General features: G+C 67.0%; 12 protein-coding genes. 8 read left to right on the top strand and 4 right to left on the bottom strand.

Annotation, left to right across the window (positions count from 1 at the left end; translation table 11 throughout):
* Both ACRDU5_RS23165 and hemE read right to left on the bottom strand, forming a co-directional pair.
* On the bottom strand, window positions 1–844 hold an 844-nt coding region (locus tag ACRDU5_RS23165), incomplete at its 3' end, for a protoporphyrinogen/coproporphyrinogen oxidase (protein WP_526617330.1).
* A complete protein-coding gene (gene hemE, locus ACRDU5_RS23170; protein ID WP_526617331.1) occupies window positions 841–1902 on the bottom strand; it encodes a uroporphyrinogen decarboxylase in 1062 nt (353 codons plus the stop codon). The genes ACRDU5_RS23165 and hemE, both read right to left, overlap by 4 nt.
* 154 nt (window positions 1903–2056) lie before the next feature.
* Between hemE and ACRDU5_RS23175 the strand changes: the two genes are divergently transcribed.
* Both ACRDU5_RS23175 and ACRDU5_RS23180 read left to right on the top strand, forming a co-directional pair.
* Window positions 2057–2593, top strand: a complete 537-nt coding sequence (locus ACRDU5_RS23175; protein WP_526617339.1) for a DUF3000 family protein — start codon at window positions 2057–2059, stop codon at window positions 2591–2593.
* A gap of 1 nt (window position 2594) precedes the next feature.
* Window positions 2595–3869 carry an HRDC domain-containing protein gene (locus ACRDU5_RS23180; protein WP_526617332.1) on the top strand — a complete coding sequence of 425 codons (1275 nt, stop codon included), beginning with the start codon at window positions 2595–2597 and terminating at the stop codon, window positions 3867–3869.
* Here the strand turns inward: ACRDU5_RS23180 and ACRDU5_RS23185 are convergent.
* Window positions 3853–4758 (bottom strand): alpha/beta fold hydrolase, encoded by a 906-nt coding sequence (locus ACRDU5_RS23185; RefSeq protein ID WP_526617333.1) that lies wholly within the window; start codon window positions 4756–4758, stop codon window positions 3853–3855. The genes ACRDU5_RS23180 and ACRDU5_RS23185 overlap by 17 nt on opposite strands.
* A gap of 59 nt (window positions 4759–4817) precedes the next feature.
* Between ACRDU5_RS23185 and ACRDU5_RS23190 the strand changes: the two genes are divergently transcribed.
* Window positions 4818–6503, top strand: a complete 1686-nt coding sequence (locus tag ACRDU5_RS23190; protein ID WP_526617340.1) for an alkaline phosphatase D family protein — start codon at window positions 4818–4820, stop codon at window positions 6501–6503.
* Here ACRDU5_RS23190 and dxs read toward each other — a convergent pair.
* A complete protein-coding gene (dxs, locus tag ACRDU5_RS23195; RefSeq protein WP_526617334.1) occupies window positions 6484–8394 on the bottom strand; it encodes a 1-deoxy-D-xylulose-5-phosphate synthase in 1911 nt (636 codons plus the stop codon). The genes ACRDU5_RS23190 and dxs overlap by 20 nt on opposite strands.
* A gap of 238 nt (window positions 8395–8632) precedes the next feature.
* Between dxs and ACRDU5_RS23200 the strand changes: the two genes are divergently transcribed.
* The 5 genes from ACRDU5_RS23200 to ACRDU5_RS23220 form a co-directional block, all read left to right on the top strand.
* Window positions 8633–9493, top strand: coding sequence for an ABC transporter ATP-binding protein (locus ACRDU5_RS23200; RefSeq protein WP_526617341.1), 861 nt, complete (start codon window positions 8633–8635; stop codon window positions 9491–9493).
* Window positions 9490–11121: an efflux permease Rv1217c-related protein gene (locus ACRDU5_RS23205; protein ID WP_526617335.1), complete on the top strand. Its 1632-nt coding sequence runs from the start codon at window positions 9490–9492 to the stop codon at window positions 11119–11121. The genes ACRDU5_RS23200 and ACRDU5_RS23205 overlap by 4 nt, the downstream gene beginning before the upstream one ends.
* A gap of 41 nt (window positions 11122–11162) precedes the next feature.
* Window positions 11163–11606, top strand: a complete 444-nt coding sequence (locus tag ACRDU5_RS23210) for a CBS domain-containing protein (RefSeq protein WP_526617336.1) — start codon at window positions 11163–11165, stop codon at window positions 11604–11606.
* 4 nt (window positions 11607–11610) lie between these two features.
* Window positions 11611–12903 (top strand): ArsB/NhaD family transporter, encoded by a 1293-nt coding sequence (locus tag ACRDU5_RS23215; protein WP_526617337.1) that lies wholly within the window; start codon window positions 11611–11613, stop codon window positions 12901–12903.
* A gap of 139 nt (window positions 12904–13042) precedes the next feature.
* Window positions 13043–15841 (top strand): UPF0182 family membrane protein (locus tag ACRDU5_RS23220; protein WP_526617338.1); only part of this gene is annotated, 2799 nt, incomplete at its 3' end.

A 15841-nucleotide genomic window follows, 5' to 3' on the forward strand; every position in this document is an offset into this window, starting at 1 on the left:
GGGCGACGTCGTCGACGAGGCCGGCCAGCCGCGGCGCCGGGACGGCCAGCAGCACCGCGTCGGCCTGCCAGCCGCCGCCCTCGTCGTCGACCAGCCGCCAGCCGGCCTCCCCGCGCTGCACCCGCTCGACGGCCACCTGAGCCCAGCGGAATCCGGCCCGGCGGATCAGTTCGTCCAGCAACACCGCGTAGCCACCGTCGACCGCGCCGAACACCGATCCGTTGGTAGGCGGCGGCAGCGCATCCCGGACCGCGTCGGTCAGATTCGGCGCGCCGCGGTCCAGTACCGCGGCCAGTGTCGGGGCGGCCGCACGCAGCCCGATGGTGGCCGCCGACCCGGCGTACACACCGGCCAGTAACGGGTCGACGGAGCGGGTCACCACCTGCTCACCGAACCGATCGCCGACCAGCGCGGCCACCGAGGGGTCTGCACCCGGCCGCCAGGTCAGCGGGCGCGTAGGTTCGTCGCGCATCCGTTGCATGGTGGCGCCGTCCACCAGCCCGGTCAGCGAGGACGGGTCGGCCGGGATCCCGTTGAGGGTGTCGCGCGGAAGCTCATGCAGCTGTGCCTGGCTGTAGATCAGTGGCCGCACGCCCGTCGTGCCGATCTGCCTGAGGTCCAATTCGGCCAGCAAGGCCGAAACCTCGGGGCGGCGGGCGATGAACGCTTCCGCGCCGAGTTCCACCGGCTGGCCGCCGACCTGCTCGGTGCGCAGCACACCGCCCAGCCGATCGGCGGGTTCGAACAATGTGATGTCCGCGTCGTCGCCAAGCGACACGCGTAGCCGGTATGCCGCTACCAGGCCCGAAATCCCGCCACCGACAACGCAATACGATGGACTCATAGCGAATGCACCAATGCCACCGCGTCGGTGATGACACCCGGATCCGTTTCCGGCAGCACCCCGTGACCCAGGTTGAACACGTGCCCCGCCGCGCCCGCGTCCACCGCGCGACGGCCATCCTCGACGACCGCTCGGACCGCACGCTCGACGACCGGCCAGCCCGCGAGCAACACTGCCGGCTCGAGGTTGCCCTGCAGGGCCGTGCCGGGCACCACCCGAGCCGCGGCGTCGGTCAGCGAGGTCCGCCAGTCCACCCCGACGACGCTGTTGGGGGCCGCCGCCACCGCTTCCGACATCGCGCCGAGCAATTCGGCGGTGCCCACCCCGAAATGCGTCATCGGCACACCCGCACCCGCCAGCGTCTGGAATACCCGGGCGCTGTGCGGCAGCACGTAGGCGCGGTAGGCGGCGAGCGACAGCGTCCCGGCCCAGGAGTCGAACACCTGGATCGCGTCGATCCCCGCATCCACCTGGGTTTTCAGGAAGGCGATGGTCACGTCGGCCAGCGTCGTCATCAGGGCGTGCCAGGTGTCGGGTTCGCCGAACATCATCGCCTTCGTCCGTTCGTGGTGGCGGCTCGGCCCACCCTCGACGAGGTAGGACGCCAGTGTGAACGGTGCGCCGGCGAAGCCGATCAGTGGCACCTGGCCCAGCTCGGCTACCAGCAGCTTCACCGCATCGGCGATGGGCGCGACCTGTTGCTGTTCAAGGGGTTTCATGGCGCTGACGTCGGCCACGGTGCGTATCGGATGCTCGATCACCGGCCCGACATCGGGCACGATATCCAGTTCGATACCCGAGGCACGCAGTGGCGCGACGATATCGGAGAACAAGATGGCGGCATCGACGCCGTGCCGGCGCACCGGCTGCAGCGTGATCTCACACACCAGCTCCGGATCGAAGCAGGCGGCCAGCATGCTGTGCTGCGCACGCAGCGCCCGGTACTCGGGCAGCGAACGACCGGCCTGCCGCATGAACCACACCGGAAGCCGGCTTGGTTTACGGCCGCCGGCGGCGGCCAGGTACGGCGACTCGGGCAGCTCACGACGGGTGCTCATCGGCATCAATGCTGCCATGTGACGCGGACCGCGGGCCGTTTGGCGTCCACCCCCAGCGGATACGGCGCGCCTGCGCACAGCCCTGGCCAGATGGTCTAGCGTCAAGTCAGTGACCTCCGCCGAACCGGCCCAGTTCCGGGAAGCGGTGGCGGCAATGAACGCCACCACCGTGCGACCGGAAATCGAGCTCGGCCCGATCCGCCCGCCGCAGCGGCTGGCGCCGTTCAGCTATGCCCTGGGCGCGGAGGTCCGCCATCCCGAGACCGCCATCGTGCCCGAGCGGTCCGAAGGCGACGCGTTCGGACGGCTGATCCTGCTGCACGACCCCGATGGCGCCGAAGCCTGGGACGGCACCATGCGGCTGGTCGCCTACATCCAGGCCGACCTGGATTCCAACGAGGCCGTCGACCCGCTGCTGCCCGAGGTGGCATGGAGCTGGCTGGTCGACGCGCTGGAGTCGCACGAGGAACACGTCACCGCACTGGGCGGCACCGTCACCGCGACCACCTCGGTGCGCTACGGCGACATCTCCGGCCCGCCGCGAGCCCACCAGCTGGAACTGCGCGCGTCGTGGACGGCGACGACGCTGGAGTTGGGCCCGCACGTGCAGGCGTTCTGCGAGGTGCTCGAGCACGCCGCCGGCCTGCCCCCGGCGGGGGTGACCGACCTGGGTTCCCGCACACGCGCCTGAGATGACCGACGCGGACCCCAGCCGGGAAGCCGAACCCACCGAGCCAGCGGACACCGCAGAACCCGGGGCCGACCCGCTGCTGGTACCCGCCGACGGCGTGCCAGCGCTGTCTGTGACGGCAGACGAAATCAGCTCGGCCGCAACGCTTTTAGCGTCCGGGCAGGGACCGTTCGCAGTCGACGCCGAACGGGCATCGGGGTTCCGCTACTCCAATCGAGCTTATCTGGTGCAAATTCGTCGCGAAGGTGCGGGTACGGTGCTGATCGACCCGGTCAATCACGGCGCCGACCCGCTGACCACAATGGCACCGGTCGCCGAGGTGCTGGCCGGCGACGAGTGGGTACTGCACGCCGCCGACCAAGACCTGCCGTGCCTGGCCGAGATCGGCATGACGCCACCGAGGCTCTACGACACCGAACTGGCCGGCCGACTGGCCGGCCACGACCGGGTCAACCTGGCCACCATGGTGCAGCGGCTACTGGGGATGGGACTCACCAAGGGACACGGCGCGGCCGACTGGTCCAAGCGGCCGCTGCCACCGGAGTGGCTGAACTACGCCGCACTGGACGTCGAGGTGCTCATCGACCTGCGCGCCGCGATCGCCGCCGTGCTCGAGGAACAGGGCAAAACCGAATGGGCGGCACAGGAATTCGAGCACTTGCGCACGCTCGTCGCGACGCCCACCCGACGGGACCGGTGGCGGCGCACGTCGAGCATCCACAAGGTCCGCAACCCCCGTGCGCTGGCCGCCGTTCGTGAACTGTGGACGACCCGCGACCACATCGCCCGCCGACGTGACATCGCGCCGGGGCGCATTCTGCCCGACGCTGCGATCATCAATGCCGCGACCGCCGACCCCAAGACCGTCGACGAGCTCACCGCGCTGCCGATTTTCGGCGGGCCCAAACAGCGCCGCACCGCGCAGGTCTGGCTGGACGCGCTGAACCGGGCCCGCGAGGTTGACGACCCGCCAGAGGTGTCGGAACCACCCAACGGACCGCCGCCGGCCTCGCGGTGGGCCCGACGCAAACCCGAGGCCGCCGCGCGGCTGGAGGCGGCCCGTGCCGGTCTTGCCGAACTGTCCCAACGGGTTTCGGTGCCAACCGAAAATCTCATCACACCCGATGTGGTGCGGCGGCTGTGCTGGGACTGGCAACCGGGCCAGGACACCGAGGCGGCGATCGACGACTTTCTCCGCGAAGCGCTGGTCCGCCCCTGGCAGCGCGAACTCGTCGTTCCCGTGCTGGCCGCGGCACTGACTACCCCTGCGCCGTGACGTGGTCGACGTGCGCGAGGAAGTGGGCCAGCACCGCGTCGGGCGCCTCGATCTGTGGCCAGTGCCCGATTCCGTCGTCGAGCATGACGACGTCCGGATTGGGGATGACCTCCAGATAGCGCTGCGCCATGTGCCGACCGGAGTTCGGGTCGATGGGCCCATCGATCAACCGCATCGGAATCTCGGTCTGCCGCATCGCTCGCACCCACCTATTGCGATGGGTGTAGCGGTCATTGACGAACCTGCCCACCTTGTGGGTCACTCGCTTGCCATCGTTGTACTCGAGGATCTGGTGAAATAGGTCCAGCATCCGCCGTGACGGCTTGGTGTCCGGCCCGAACATCTCGTTGATCGTGGGTTCTATCAGCCGCCGCGATAGTGAGCTGCCCTGCAGCGGACTCATGATGTCCCCCAACGGCGTTCGTGACATCACCTTCTGAAGCAGCCGTGGAGTGTACGTCTCGTTGAACAGGCCGCCGTTGAGCCATGTGATCGATTCGATGTGCAGCGCCCCATACGCTTGCTGGGAGAACTCATGACGCGCGAGCATCTCCTGCGCGACCGAGTCACCGAGGTCGTGGGCCAAGACATGCGCGGACTTGACACCGAGCCGAGTCAGGAGCGCTTCGTGCATGTCGGCGTGGTCATGCACGGTGTACTCGTAGGCAACAGGCTTGCCGGAGAATCCCAAGCCGAGCATGTCGGGCGCGATCACGGTGAACCGCTCGGCCAGCGCGTCCCATAGCGGCGCCCAGTCCCACGAATTGAACGGATATCCGTGGATCAGCAGCAGGGTGGGGCCGCTGCCCGCCGTCCGGTAGAAGATGTCGAAGCCCAGGTAGTCGAAGTACTGCCCGGCGGCCTGCCAGCGCTCGAGTTCGACGTCCATGCCGTGCCTCCCAGCACTCCTTCACCGGGCGTCATCAATTGATGACGCGTTCAAGAAGCATGCACTACCCGTGTAGGCCCTGCCCTACGGTGGTTCGGGTGGGGTTGCTGCTTGGGCCCGCTCTTCGACATGTCTCCGACACCACGGCGCTGGTGTGGGTGCAAACCGACGGCGCGACCACCGTCGAGGTTCTCGGCTGCTCGGCGCCGACCTTCGAGGTGCGGGGTCACCACTTCGCCCTGGTCACGGTCACGGCGCTGACGCCCGACAGCGTCAACGAGTACCAGGTCCGACTCGACGGCAAGACGGTGTGGCCGCTGGCGGATTCGCCGTTCCCGCCGAGTGTCATCCGAACCCGCGGACCGGCGAGCGCACATCGGCTGCGGGCCATCTTCGGGTCGTGCCGCTACCCGAAAACCGAGGTCAAGAAGATCGAGAACAAGCTGAAGCTCGATGCGCTCGACTGTTACGCCACCCGGATGGCGCGACGTCCGATCGACGAGTGGCCGGATGCGCTCATCCTGCTCGGTGATCAGCTGTACGCCGACGAGCTGCCCCCGGAGGAGCGGCGGCGCCTGGCCGGCCGCCGCACCCGGCTGAACCGGCACGGCCAGCGCCCGCCGAACGAAGTGGTCAGCTTCGGCGAATACGAACGGCTGTATCGCCATTCCTGGGGCGACCCGGAGATCAGATGGCTGATGTCCACCGTGCCCACCGCGATGATCTTCGACGACCATGACATTCGCGACGACTGGAACGCCTCGGCGGCCTGGCGCGCGGAAATGGCGAAGGAACCGTGGTGGCGCGACCGGATTCGGGCCGGACTCGCGTCCTACTGGGTGTACCAGCACCTGGGTAACCTGAGCCCCGCCGAGTTGGACTCCAACGAGGACTACCAAAAGCTACGCACCGCCGACGGCGACACCTGGCCGCACCTCGTCGACGTCGCCGAGCGGGCGGACCGGGAAGTCGACTGCAGCAAGGGCATACGATTCAGCTACCGTTGGGAACTCGGCCGCACCCGGCTGATCATGATCGACTCGCGAAACGGCCGGATCCTGGAATCCGGCGAGCGCATGATGATCGGCGAACACGAGTTCGGCTGGCTCGAGGCCCGTGCCGAACAGCGCCTCGATTCGATCGATCACCTGATGCTGGCCTCATCGGTGCCGTGGCTGATGCCGCCCGCCATTGGCAATCTGGAAGCGCTGAACGAGCGGGCTGCCGACCGTCCCGGCTGGCGCGGCCGGCTGGCTGAAAAGATGCGCAGGGCAGGAGATTTCGAACACTGGCCGGCTTTCTTCAAGTCGTTCGTTCGGCTGGCCGAGATGATCGGCCGGGTTGCTGACCACCCCAACGGCCCGGCGACCGTCAGCGTGTTATCGGGCGACGTCCACCACAGCTACGCCGCCCGCGCCGATCTCGCCGGCGCCCGGCCCACCGGCGCGACCGTGCACCAGCTGGTGTGCTCCCCCGTGCACAACTATGTGCCGCCGTTCATCAAACCGGCGTTCATGCTGGGCTGGGCGAAGCCGGCGGCCGCGCTGATCCGATGGTGGACGCGGCGGCGCGGACTGCCGATGCCGCCGATCACGTGGACGAAAGTCTGCGGTCCACTCTTCGGGAACACCATCGCCACAATCGAGGTGAACGACCGTGCAGCCCAGGTGTTCTTCGAACAACCGCGCCGGTCAGCCGCGCTGGACGAGGTCGGCCGGGTCGCGCTCAGTCCAGCTGCTGACTGACCTCGCGCTCGGAAATCGCACTGAGCGCGGCCACCCAGCCGGTGATCTGGCGGGCGATGTCCTGGTCGGTCAGGCCGACCTCGGCGAGCACCTCGCCGCGCGACGCGTGCGCCTGGAACTCCTGCGGCAACCCGATGTCACGGCACGGCACGTCGATTTCGGCGCGACGCAGCGCCGCCGAGACCGCCGAGCCGACACCGCCGCGCACGCCGTTGTCCTCCATCGTCACGACCAGCTTGTGTGCCGTGGCCAGCGCCTCGATCGACTCGGGCACCGGCAGCACCCACCTCGGATCCACCACGGTCACGCCGATGCCCTGGTTGTGCAGCCGCTCGGCGACCGCCTTCGCCATCGCCGCGAACGGCCCGACCGCCACCAACAGCACATCGGCGGACAGGCCGACGGCAGGGACGGCGAGCACGTCGACACCTTCTCGCCGCTTGAGCGCCGGGATGTCTTCGCCCACATCGCCTTTGGGGAAGCGGATGGCCGTCGGCCCGTCATTGACGTCGAGCGCTTCGCCGAGTTCCTCGTAGAGCCTGGTGGCGTCGCGCGGCGCGGCCACCCGCATGCCCGGCACGATGCCCAGCATCGACAGGTCCCACATCCCGTTGTGACTCGCGCCGTCCGGACCGGTGATGCCGGAACGGTCCAGCACGATCGTCACCGGCAGCTTGTGCAACGCAACGTCCATGACGATCTGGTCGAACGCGCGACTGAGGAACGTCGAATAGATGGCCACCACCGGGTGCAATCCACCCATCGCCAGTCCGGCGGCCGACGTCATCGCGTGCTGCTCGGCGATGCCGACGTCGAACAACCGGTCCGGGAACCGCTTGCCGAACGCGGTCAGACCCGTCGGGCCGGGCATGGCGGCGGTTATCGCCACGATGTCACGGCGTTTGGCCGCGTACGTGATCAACGCCTCGGAGAACGTAGACGTCCAGCCGGGTCCGGGGACCTTGGTGGCCATTCCGGTCTCCGGATCGATGACTCCGCACGTGTGCATCTGCTCGGCCTCGTCGTTCTCGGCGGGCGGGTAGCCCATGCCCTTGCGGGTGACGACGTGCACGATCACCGGCGCGTTGAAGCCTCGGGCATTGCGCAGCGCCGCCTCCACCGCGTGCTCGTCGTGGCCGTCGATCGGCCCGACGTACTTCAGGCCGAGGTCGGTGAACATCACCTGCGGGGACAGCGCATCCTTCAGGCCGGCCTTGATGCTGTGCAGACTCTGGTAGCACAGCTCGCCAATGACGGGCACCCCGCGCACCGCTTTGCGACCGCCCTCGAGCAGCTTCTCGTAGGCCGGCTGCAGCCGCAGCCCGGCCAGATGCTCGGCGAACCCGCCGATGGTCGGCGCGTAGCTGCGGCCGTTGTCGTTGACCACGATCACGACGGGCCGGCGCGCCGCGGCGATGTTGTTCAGCGCCTCCCAGCACATGCCGCCGGTGAGCGCGCCGTCACCGACGACGGCCACCACGTGCCGGTTGCGGTGCCCGGTCAGCTCGAAGGCCTTCGCGAGCCCGTCGGCGTAGGACAGCGCCGAGCTGGCATGGCTGGACTCCACCCAGTCGTGGTCGCTCTCGGCACGCGACGGATAGCCCGACAGCCCGCCCTTCTTGCGCAGCGTGTCGAAGTCGTGGCAGCGGCCGGTCAGCATCTTGTGCACGTAGGCCTGATGGCCGGTGTCGAAGATGATCGGGTCGTGCGGGGAGTCGAACACCCGGTGCAGCGCCAGGGTCAGCTCGACGACACCGAGATTGGGGCCGAGATGCCCACCGGTTGCAGCGACCTTGTGGATCAGGAACTGACGGATCTCTTCGGCCAGATCACGCAACTGCGACTGGGACAGGTGCTGCAGATCAGCGGGACCGCGGATCTGTTCAAGCATCTCGCCAGTGTACGCACCGATGCCACCATCAGTCCCTTTCGAGTGTGTGACGTCTGGGCCGCGCCGTCGCGTCCGGTAAATCACTGGTGACGAGGCATCCGGGGTAGTAGATTCCCCCCTGGTGCGCCGGGAAGTCGGGTCGGCAGTCAGTGACCCGACTCGTGAGAGGTTCCCTGTGACCGCTTCATCAGCGGTGCCGACGCGCACCGCTACCATCTGCGCAATCCGCATCGACCGCATGACCAAGCGGTTCGGCGACATCGTCGCCGTCGACGACCTCAGTCTCACCGTCGCACCCGGCGAGGTGTTCGGCTTCCTCGGCCCCAACGGTGCCGGCAAGTCCACGACGATTCGCGTCCTGCTCGGCCTTCTCCGTCCCAGCGGCGGCCGGGCCGAGGTGTTCGGTATCGCGGCCGGTGACGTCCGACGCGCCCACCGCCAGCTGGCGTATGTGCCCGCCGACGTCGCCCTGTGGCCGACGCTTACCGGCGCCGAAATCCTCGAGCTGCTAGGCAATGTGGGCCCCACCATCGACATCGATTATCGGACAGAGCTTGTCGATCGTTTCGAACTCGACCTCGACCGGCCGGGCAAGACGTACTCCACCGGCAACCGGCAGAAGGTCGCCCTGGTTGCTGCGTTCGCAACCCGCGCGCCGCTGCTCGTGCTCGACGAGCCGACCAGTGGCCTAGATCCCTTGATGGAGCGGGAGTTTCGTCGCTGCGTCGCCGAGTCAAGAGAACGCGGCCAGACGATTTTTCTCAGCTCGCACCAGCTCGCCGAGGTCGAGGCGGTATGCGACAGGGTGGGCATTCTGCGTGCGGGCCGGCTGGTCGAGATCGACAGCGTCGCCGACCTGCGCCGATTGCGCCGAACCATCGTCGAAATCTCTTACCGCGGCACCGAACCGCTGCTGGAACACGTGCCAGGGGTCTCGACTGCGGAGCACACCGGCTCCGGGCGGCTGCGCTTCAGCCTGACCGGGCCACCGGCCCCCGCGCTCCGCGCGCTGGCCGCGGCCGACGTGACCACGCTGACGATGCACGAACCGACGCTCGAAGAGATCTTCCTCGACTACTACGGCGAGGAAGTGGGGTGACCGCCGCAACGATGCCCGTGGCACCGGCGGTACTGCCGACCACGGCCGCGAGCCGGGCTCTCAACGGACTGACGATGCGGCATATCCGTCGCGGTGCGCTGATCGTCGCTGTCGTGTGTGCGGGAATGTCGGCATTCGTTTCGGCCCAATATGATTCGATGTTCCAAGGAGCGTTGGACCAATCCGCGCTTCGCGCTCTCGCCCAGAACCCGGCCATCCGAACGCTGTTCGGACCGCCCGTCGCGCTGGACACTGCCGGCGGTTTCACCGTGTGGCGCACCGGCACCCCGGTGCTGGTGTTGGCTGCGGTGTGGATTCTGCTCGCTGCCACCCGGATCACTCGTGGTGAGGAGGACGCCGGGCGCTGGCAGCTCCTGCTCGCGGGGCCCGTGCGCATCGTGGATCTTGTCATCCGGTCAATGGTCATTCTTGTAGCCTCCGCGTTGCTGATCGGCGTCTTGGTCGGAGTCGCCCTGCTGGCCACCGGCACCGACGCGAGGGGCACCGCCGTCTACGCTGCGGGCGTTCTCGGCGTCGTACTCACCTTCGCCACCGCCGGACTGCTGGCAGCGCAGGTGATGCCCAGCCGACCCGCTGCGGTCGGGGTGACAGTGGCGATACTTGGCGCCGGTCTGCTGCTGCGGATGCTGTCCGACGGCATCCCCGGCCTGGCTTGGTCGGCGTGGGCGAGCCCGTTTGGACTCGTCGTGCGCGCCGCCCCGTACGCCGACAACCGGGTCGCGCCGCTGGTGGTGCTGGCGGGCTTCCCGCTGGCACTGGCGCTGGCCGCGGTCGCCGTAGCGCGCCACCGCGACCTGGACGGCGGCCTGGTGGCGGTGGCGACCAGCCGTGCACCACGCACCCGACTGCTCAGTTCGGTGGAGGGATTCGCCGTGCGCCGGGCGGTCCGGCCGGCCCTCGGCTGGGCAACGGGTATCGCCGCCTACTTTCTTCTTATCGGAGCGGTGATTGCGTCGATCCTCGAGTTCTTCGAGCAGAACCGCCGTTTCGCCGAGCTTGCCGCGGCCGCCGGCTTCGCCGGCCTCGACTCGGCGAACGGATTTGCCGCCGCGCTCTTCAGCCTGCTCGCAATTCCCACCGGGCTCTATGCCGCCACCCGGCTCGCCACCATGGCGTCTGACGAGAAGGCGCGCCGGTGGACAGCACTGTTCGCCGGTCCGTCGTCGCGAATCCGCTTGGCCTGCAGTGAGATCGCCGTGACGGCGGCTGGCGTGGTGGCGTTGCACGCCGTAGCCGCAGTGGCCATCTGGTGCGGTGCCGCCATCACCGATGGCTCGCTTGGCTTCGCCGCGGCGCTGGCCGGCGCGTTCAACAGCGTGCCGATCGCCTGGTTGGCATTGGGCGCCGCGGCGCTCGCACTCGGCTGGCTACCGGGCTGGGTCGGCGCGGTCGGAGCGCTGCCCGTCGCCGGCGGCTTCCTACTCAACGTGCTCACCCAGGGCACGCAAGCCCCGCACTGGCTGGTGAACCTCTCGCCGTTCGCGCACCTGGCTGCGGTGCCCAACGTGCCGCCGGACTGGACATCGCTTGCGGCGATGACAGTCGTCGCCGCGGCCATGACACTCGTCGGCCTGGTCGGCTACTCGCGGCGCGACCTGACTACCTGAAAGGCGGTAGAAGATGAACAACACGGCCGTATCGTGCTGATATGCACGCCGAGGAGATCACCGAGGACTTTCCGGTGATAACAGTCGATACCAACGCGCTGGAGGCGGCCCGGACGCTCGCCGAGCACCGCCTGCCCGGGATAGTCGTCACCGACGAGTCCGGCCAGCCTTACGCGGTACTGCCCGCATCCCAGGTGGTGCGCTTCCTGGTACCGACCTACGTGCAGGACGATCCGTCCCTGGCAGGTGTCATCAACGAATCGATGGCCGACCGCGCTGCCGACAAACTCGGCGGCAAGAAGGTGCAGGAGGTACTCCCCGACCACCTCACCGACGTGCCGGCGGCCAACGCGGACGACACGATTATCGAGGTGGCCGCACTGATGGCACGGCACCGAAGCCCGCTGATCGCCGTGATGAAGGACGGCAACCTGCACGGCGTGATCACGGCCTCGCGGCTGCTCGAGGCCGCACTGGAGCATTAGCCCATTGTCGACCACAATCGCGATCACCGTTTTCGTGATCGCCTACGCCCTGATAGCCAGCGATCGCATCAACAAGACTCTGGTTGCCCTCTGCGGTGGCGCGATCGTGCTTGCGCTCGGTGTCGTCGGAGCCGAGGACGCGTTTTTCTCCCACGAGACCGGTATCGACTGGAACGTCATCTTCCTGCTGTTCGGGATGATGATCATCGTCGGCGTGCTGCGACAAACCGGCGTCTTCGAGTACATCGCGATTTGGTCGGCTAAACGCGCGAAGGGCTCACCGCTGCGGATCATGATCCTGCTGGCACTCGTGACAGCAGTCGCGTCGGCGATGCTGGACAACGTCACGACCGTGCTGCTGATCGCGCCGGTCACACTGCTGGTGTGCGACCGGCTCGGGATAAATCCGGTCCCCTTCTTGATGGCCGAGGTTTTCGCCTCCAACATCGGCGGCGCGGCGACCCTCGTCGGTGACCCTCCGAACATCATCATCGCCAGCCGGGCGGGCTTGACATTCAACGATTTTCTGGTGCACATGGCGCCCATCGTCATCGTCGTCATGGTCGTCTTCATCGCGATGGTGCCGTTTCTGTTCCGCGGGTCGTTCGGCGTCGACGCCGCACGCGCTGCCGACGTGATGTCACTGAATGAGCGCGAAGCGATTCGCGATCCGACGCTTCTCGTCAAGTGCGGGATCGTGCTGGTCGCTGTGTTCGCCGCCTTCGTTCTCCATTCGTTCCTGCACATCGAGCCATCCGTGGTCGCGCTACTCGGCGGCGGAGCTCTGATCTTGATCTCCCGGCTGGAGCAACGCGAATACCTCGCCAGCATCGAGTGGGAGACACTGCTGTTCTTCGCCGGCCTGTTCGTCATGGTCGGCTCGCTGGTGAAAACCGGGGTGGTCGAGGCATTGGCCCGATCGGCTACCGAATTCACCGACGGAAACGCCCTGCTGACCGTGATGCTGATTCTCGGCGTGTCCGCGCCGGTGTCCGGAATCATCGACAACATCCCCTATACCGCGACAATGACGCCGATCGTCAGCGAGCTGTCGGCGACCATGACCGATCTCGCCCACCCGGATGTCCTCTGGTGGGCACTTGCCCTCGGCGCCGACTTCGGCGGCAACCTGACCGCCGTCGGGGCCAGCGCCAATGTCGTCATGCTCGGAATCGCCCGCCGCGCAGACAGTCCCATTTCTTTCTGGGAGTTCACCCGCAAGGGCTTCGTGGTCACCGTGATGTCGATAGCCCTCGCCGCGGTGTATATGTGGTTGCGGTATTTCGTGTTCGGTTAGGTGTTGACGTTGCCGCTGGCAACGATGACCTCCGCCGCTGCAAGAGTAGACTGCACACACGTAGGTCACGCGTCGGCGTGACGACGGCGGCCCGACAGGTGCCGCACGCAAACCGCGCTACCGAACTTCGGAGCACGAAATGGGCATTCCTTCGCCCCAGAAACCTGCACCGTTGTCCCGACGCGCCCGGTTGCTGCTGTTCGCGGCTGTGGGGTTCGTCGCGTTGCTGCTCGTCGTTCCGCGCCTGATGGACGTATACGTCGACTGGCTCTGGTTCGGCGAAGTCGGATTCCGTGGCGTTTGGTCCACCGTGCTGGCGACCCGGCTGATCATCTTCGCCGTGGTGGCCCTGATCGTGGGCGGCGTTCTGTTTCTCGCCATGACACTCGCCTTTCGCGCTCGGCCGCCCTTCGTGCCCGCGGGTAAGTCGAACGACCCGATCGCGCCATACCGGAACCTGGTGATGAGCCGGTCGCGATTGATCGGGATTGGCCTCGCCAGCGCTACCGGCTTGATATCCGGTCTGGTCGCGCAATCGGACTGGGTCACGGTTCAGTTGTTCGTCAACGGTGGCTCCTTCGGCATCGTTGACCCCGAATTCGGCCACGACATCGGGTTCTTCGTCTTCGATCTGCCTTTTTACCGGTCCGTGCTGAATTGGCTGTTCGTGGCGGTGTGTTTGGCGCTGGTGGCGAACCTGGTCACCCATTACCTGTTCGGCGGGCTGCGGCTGGCCGCCAAGGGCATGCTTACCCAGGCCGCCCGGATACAACTGGCCGTGCTCGCCGGCATCTTGATCCTGCTGAAGGCGGTTGCATACTGGTTCGACCGGTACGAGCTGCTGTCGAGTGACCGCAAGGAACCGACGTTCAGCGGCGCCGGCTACACCAGCATCCATGCAGAGCTGCCGGCCAAGCTCGTTCTGCTCGCGATCGCGGTCCTGTGTGCTGCGTCGTTCTTTGCCGCAATCTTCCTGCACGACATACGGATTCCAGCGATGGCTACGGTGCTGCTGGTGCTGTCCGCGATCCTGGTCGGTGGGGCCTGGCCGCTGCTGATGGAGCAGTTCTCGGTGCGCCCGAACGCCGCCAACGTCGAGCGCCCATATATCCAGCGCAACATCGACGCGACCCGGCAGGCGTATCGGCTTGACGGCGACCGGGTCGAGTACCGCGACTATCCGGGCATCGGCACCAAACCTCCCCGCGAAGTTCCGGCGGACGTTACGACGATCGCCAACGTGCGGTTGCTGGACCCTAATGTCCTTTCCCGAACCTTCACCCAACAACAGCAGCTCAAGAACTTCTACAGCTTCCCGGAGGTCTTGGACATCGACCGCTACCGCATCGACGGCGAGCTGCGGGACTACATCGTCGGCGTCCGTGAACTCTCCCCCAACAGCCTCACCGGCAATCAGACCGATTGGATCAACCGGCACACCGTCTACACACACGGCAACGGCTTCGTCGCCGCCCCGGCCAACCGGGTAAACGCGGCGCCCCGGGATGCCGCGAGCGTTTCGGACAGCAATAGCGGCTACCCCATCTACACGGTCAGCGATGTCGCGTCGCAGGGTTCTGATCGTCAAGTCATCCCGGTCGATCAACCACGCATCTACTACGGCGAGGTGATCGCGCAGTCCGATCCCGATTACGCGATCGTCGGCGGCTCCGAGGGGACCGCGCCGCGCGAGTATGACACCGATACCGCCAAATACACCTATACCGGTGCAGGCGGCGTTCCCATCGGAAACTGGTTCAACCGCACTGTGTTTGCCACCAAGTACACCGAGCACAGAATCCTGTTCTCCCGGGAGATCGGTGCGAACTCGAAAGTGATCTTCCACCGCGACCCGACGCAGCGCGTGCAGCGGGTCGCCCCGTGGCTGACCACCGACGCCGATTCCTATCCGGCTGTTGTGGACGGACAAATTGTCTGGATCGTGGATGCCTACACCACGCTCGACACCTATCCCTATGCCCAACGCGCCTCGCTCGACGGGCCCGTGACCACCGCGACCGGTGTCGTACGTCCCGGCGACGAGGTGTCTTACGTGCGCAACTCCGTCAAAGCAACCGTCGACGCATACGACGGCACGGTGACGCTGTATCAGTTCGATACCCAGGATCCGGTGCTGCAGGCGTGGATGAACGCCTTCCCCGGCACGGTGAAATCCGAGGATGAGATTCCCGACGAATTGCGCGCCCACTTTCGGTATCCCAAGGATCTGTTCGAGGTTCAGCGCGAGCTGCTCGCCAAGTACCACGTCGACGAGCCGCGGGAGTTCTTCACCACCAACGCCTTCTGGTCGGTACCCAGCGACCCCACCAATGACGCCAATCCGCAGCAGCCGCCGTTCTACGTCCTAGTCGGCGACCAGCAGACCGCCAAGCCGTCCTTCCGGCTGGCCACTGCGATGGTCGGCTATAACCGGGAGTTCCTGTCCGCGTACATATCCGCGCACTCCGATCCGGAGAACTACGGCAAGCTCACCGTGCTGCAGCTACCCACCGACACCCTCACCCAGGGCCCGCAACAAATACAGAATTCCATGATCTCCGATACCCGAGTGGCATCCGAGCGGACACTGCTAGAGCGTTCCAACCGCATTCATTACGGCAACCTGCTGACCTTGCCGATCGCCGACGGGGGCATGCTCTACGTCGAACCGCTCTACACCGAGCGAATCTCGACAAACCCGAGCAGCTCGACATTCCCCCAGCTTTCCCGAGTGCTGGTCAGCTTCCGGGAACCCCGCGCCGACGGCGGCGTGCGGGTCGGCTACGCCCCTACCCTGGCCGAGGCCCTTGACCAGGTGTTCGGTCCCGGCACCGGCCGCGCCGCAACGGCTCCCGGTGGTGATGCCGCCACCGCGTCACCGTCGGAACCCGGGCGACCGGCGCTGCCACCCGTGGCACCCCCGGCGGCTGCCCCGCAG

The sequence above is a fragment of the Mycobacterium sp. genome, from assembly GCF_050701515.1.
In the GTDB taxonomy this organism is placed as follows: Bacteria; Actinomycetota; Actinomycetes; order Mycobacteriales; family Mycobacteriaceae; genus Mycobacterium.

What these genes read in the sequence shown, in the direction of transcription:
- hemE (WP_526617331.1), bottom strand. Translation starts at nt 1,902, where the DNA reads ATGAGCACCCGTCGTGAGCTGCCCGAGTCGCCGTACCTGGCCGCCGCC.
- ACRDU5_RS23175 (WP_526617339.1), top strand. Translation starts at nt 2,057, where the DNA reads ATGAACGCCACCACCGTGCGACCGGAAATCGAGCTCGGCCCGATCCGC.
- ACRDU5_RS23180 (WP_526617332.1), top strand. Translation starts at nt 2,595, where the DNA reads ATGACCGACGCGGACCCCAGCCGGGAAGCCGAACCCACCGAGCCAGCG.
- ACRDU5_RS23185 (WP_526617333.1), bottom strand. Translation starts at nt 4,758, where the DNA reads ATGGACGTCGAACTCGAGCGCTGGCAGGCCGCCGGGCAGTACTTCGAC.
- ACRDU5_RS23190 (WP_526617340.1), top strand. Translation starts at nt 4,818, where the DNA reads ATGCACTACCCGTGTAGGCCCTGCCCTACGGTGGTTCGGGTGGGGTTG.
- dxs (WP_526617334.1), bottom strand. Translation starts at nt 8,394, where the DNA reads ATGCTTGAACAGATCCGCGGTCCCGCTGATCTGCAGCACCTGTCCCAG.
- ACRDU5_RS23200 (WP_526617341.1), top strand. Translation starts at nt 8,633, where the DNA reads ATGACCAAGCGGTTCGGCGACATCGTCGCCGTCGACGACCTCAGTCTC.
- ACRDU5_RS23210 (WP_526617336.1), top strand. Translation starts at nt 11,163, where the DNA reads ATGCACGCCGAGGAGATCACCGAGGACTTTCCGGTGATAACAGTCGAT.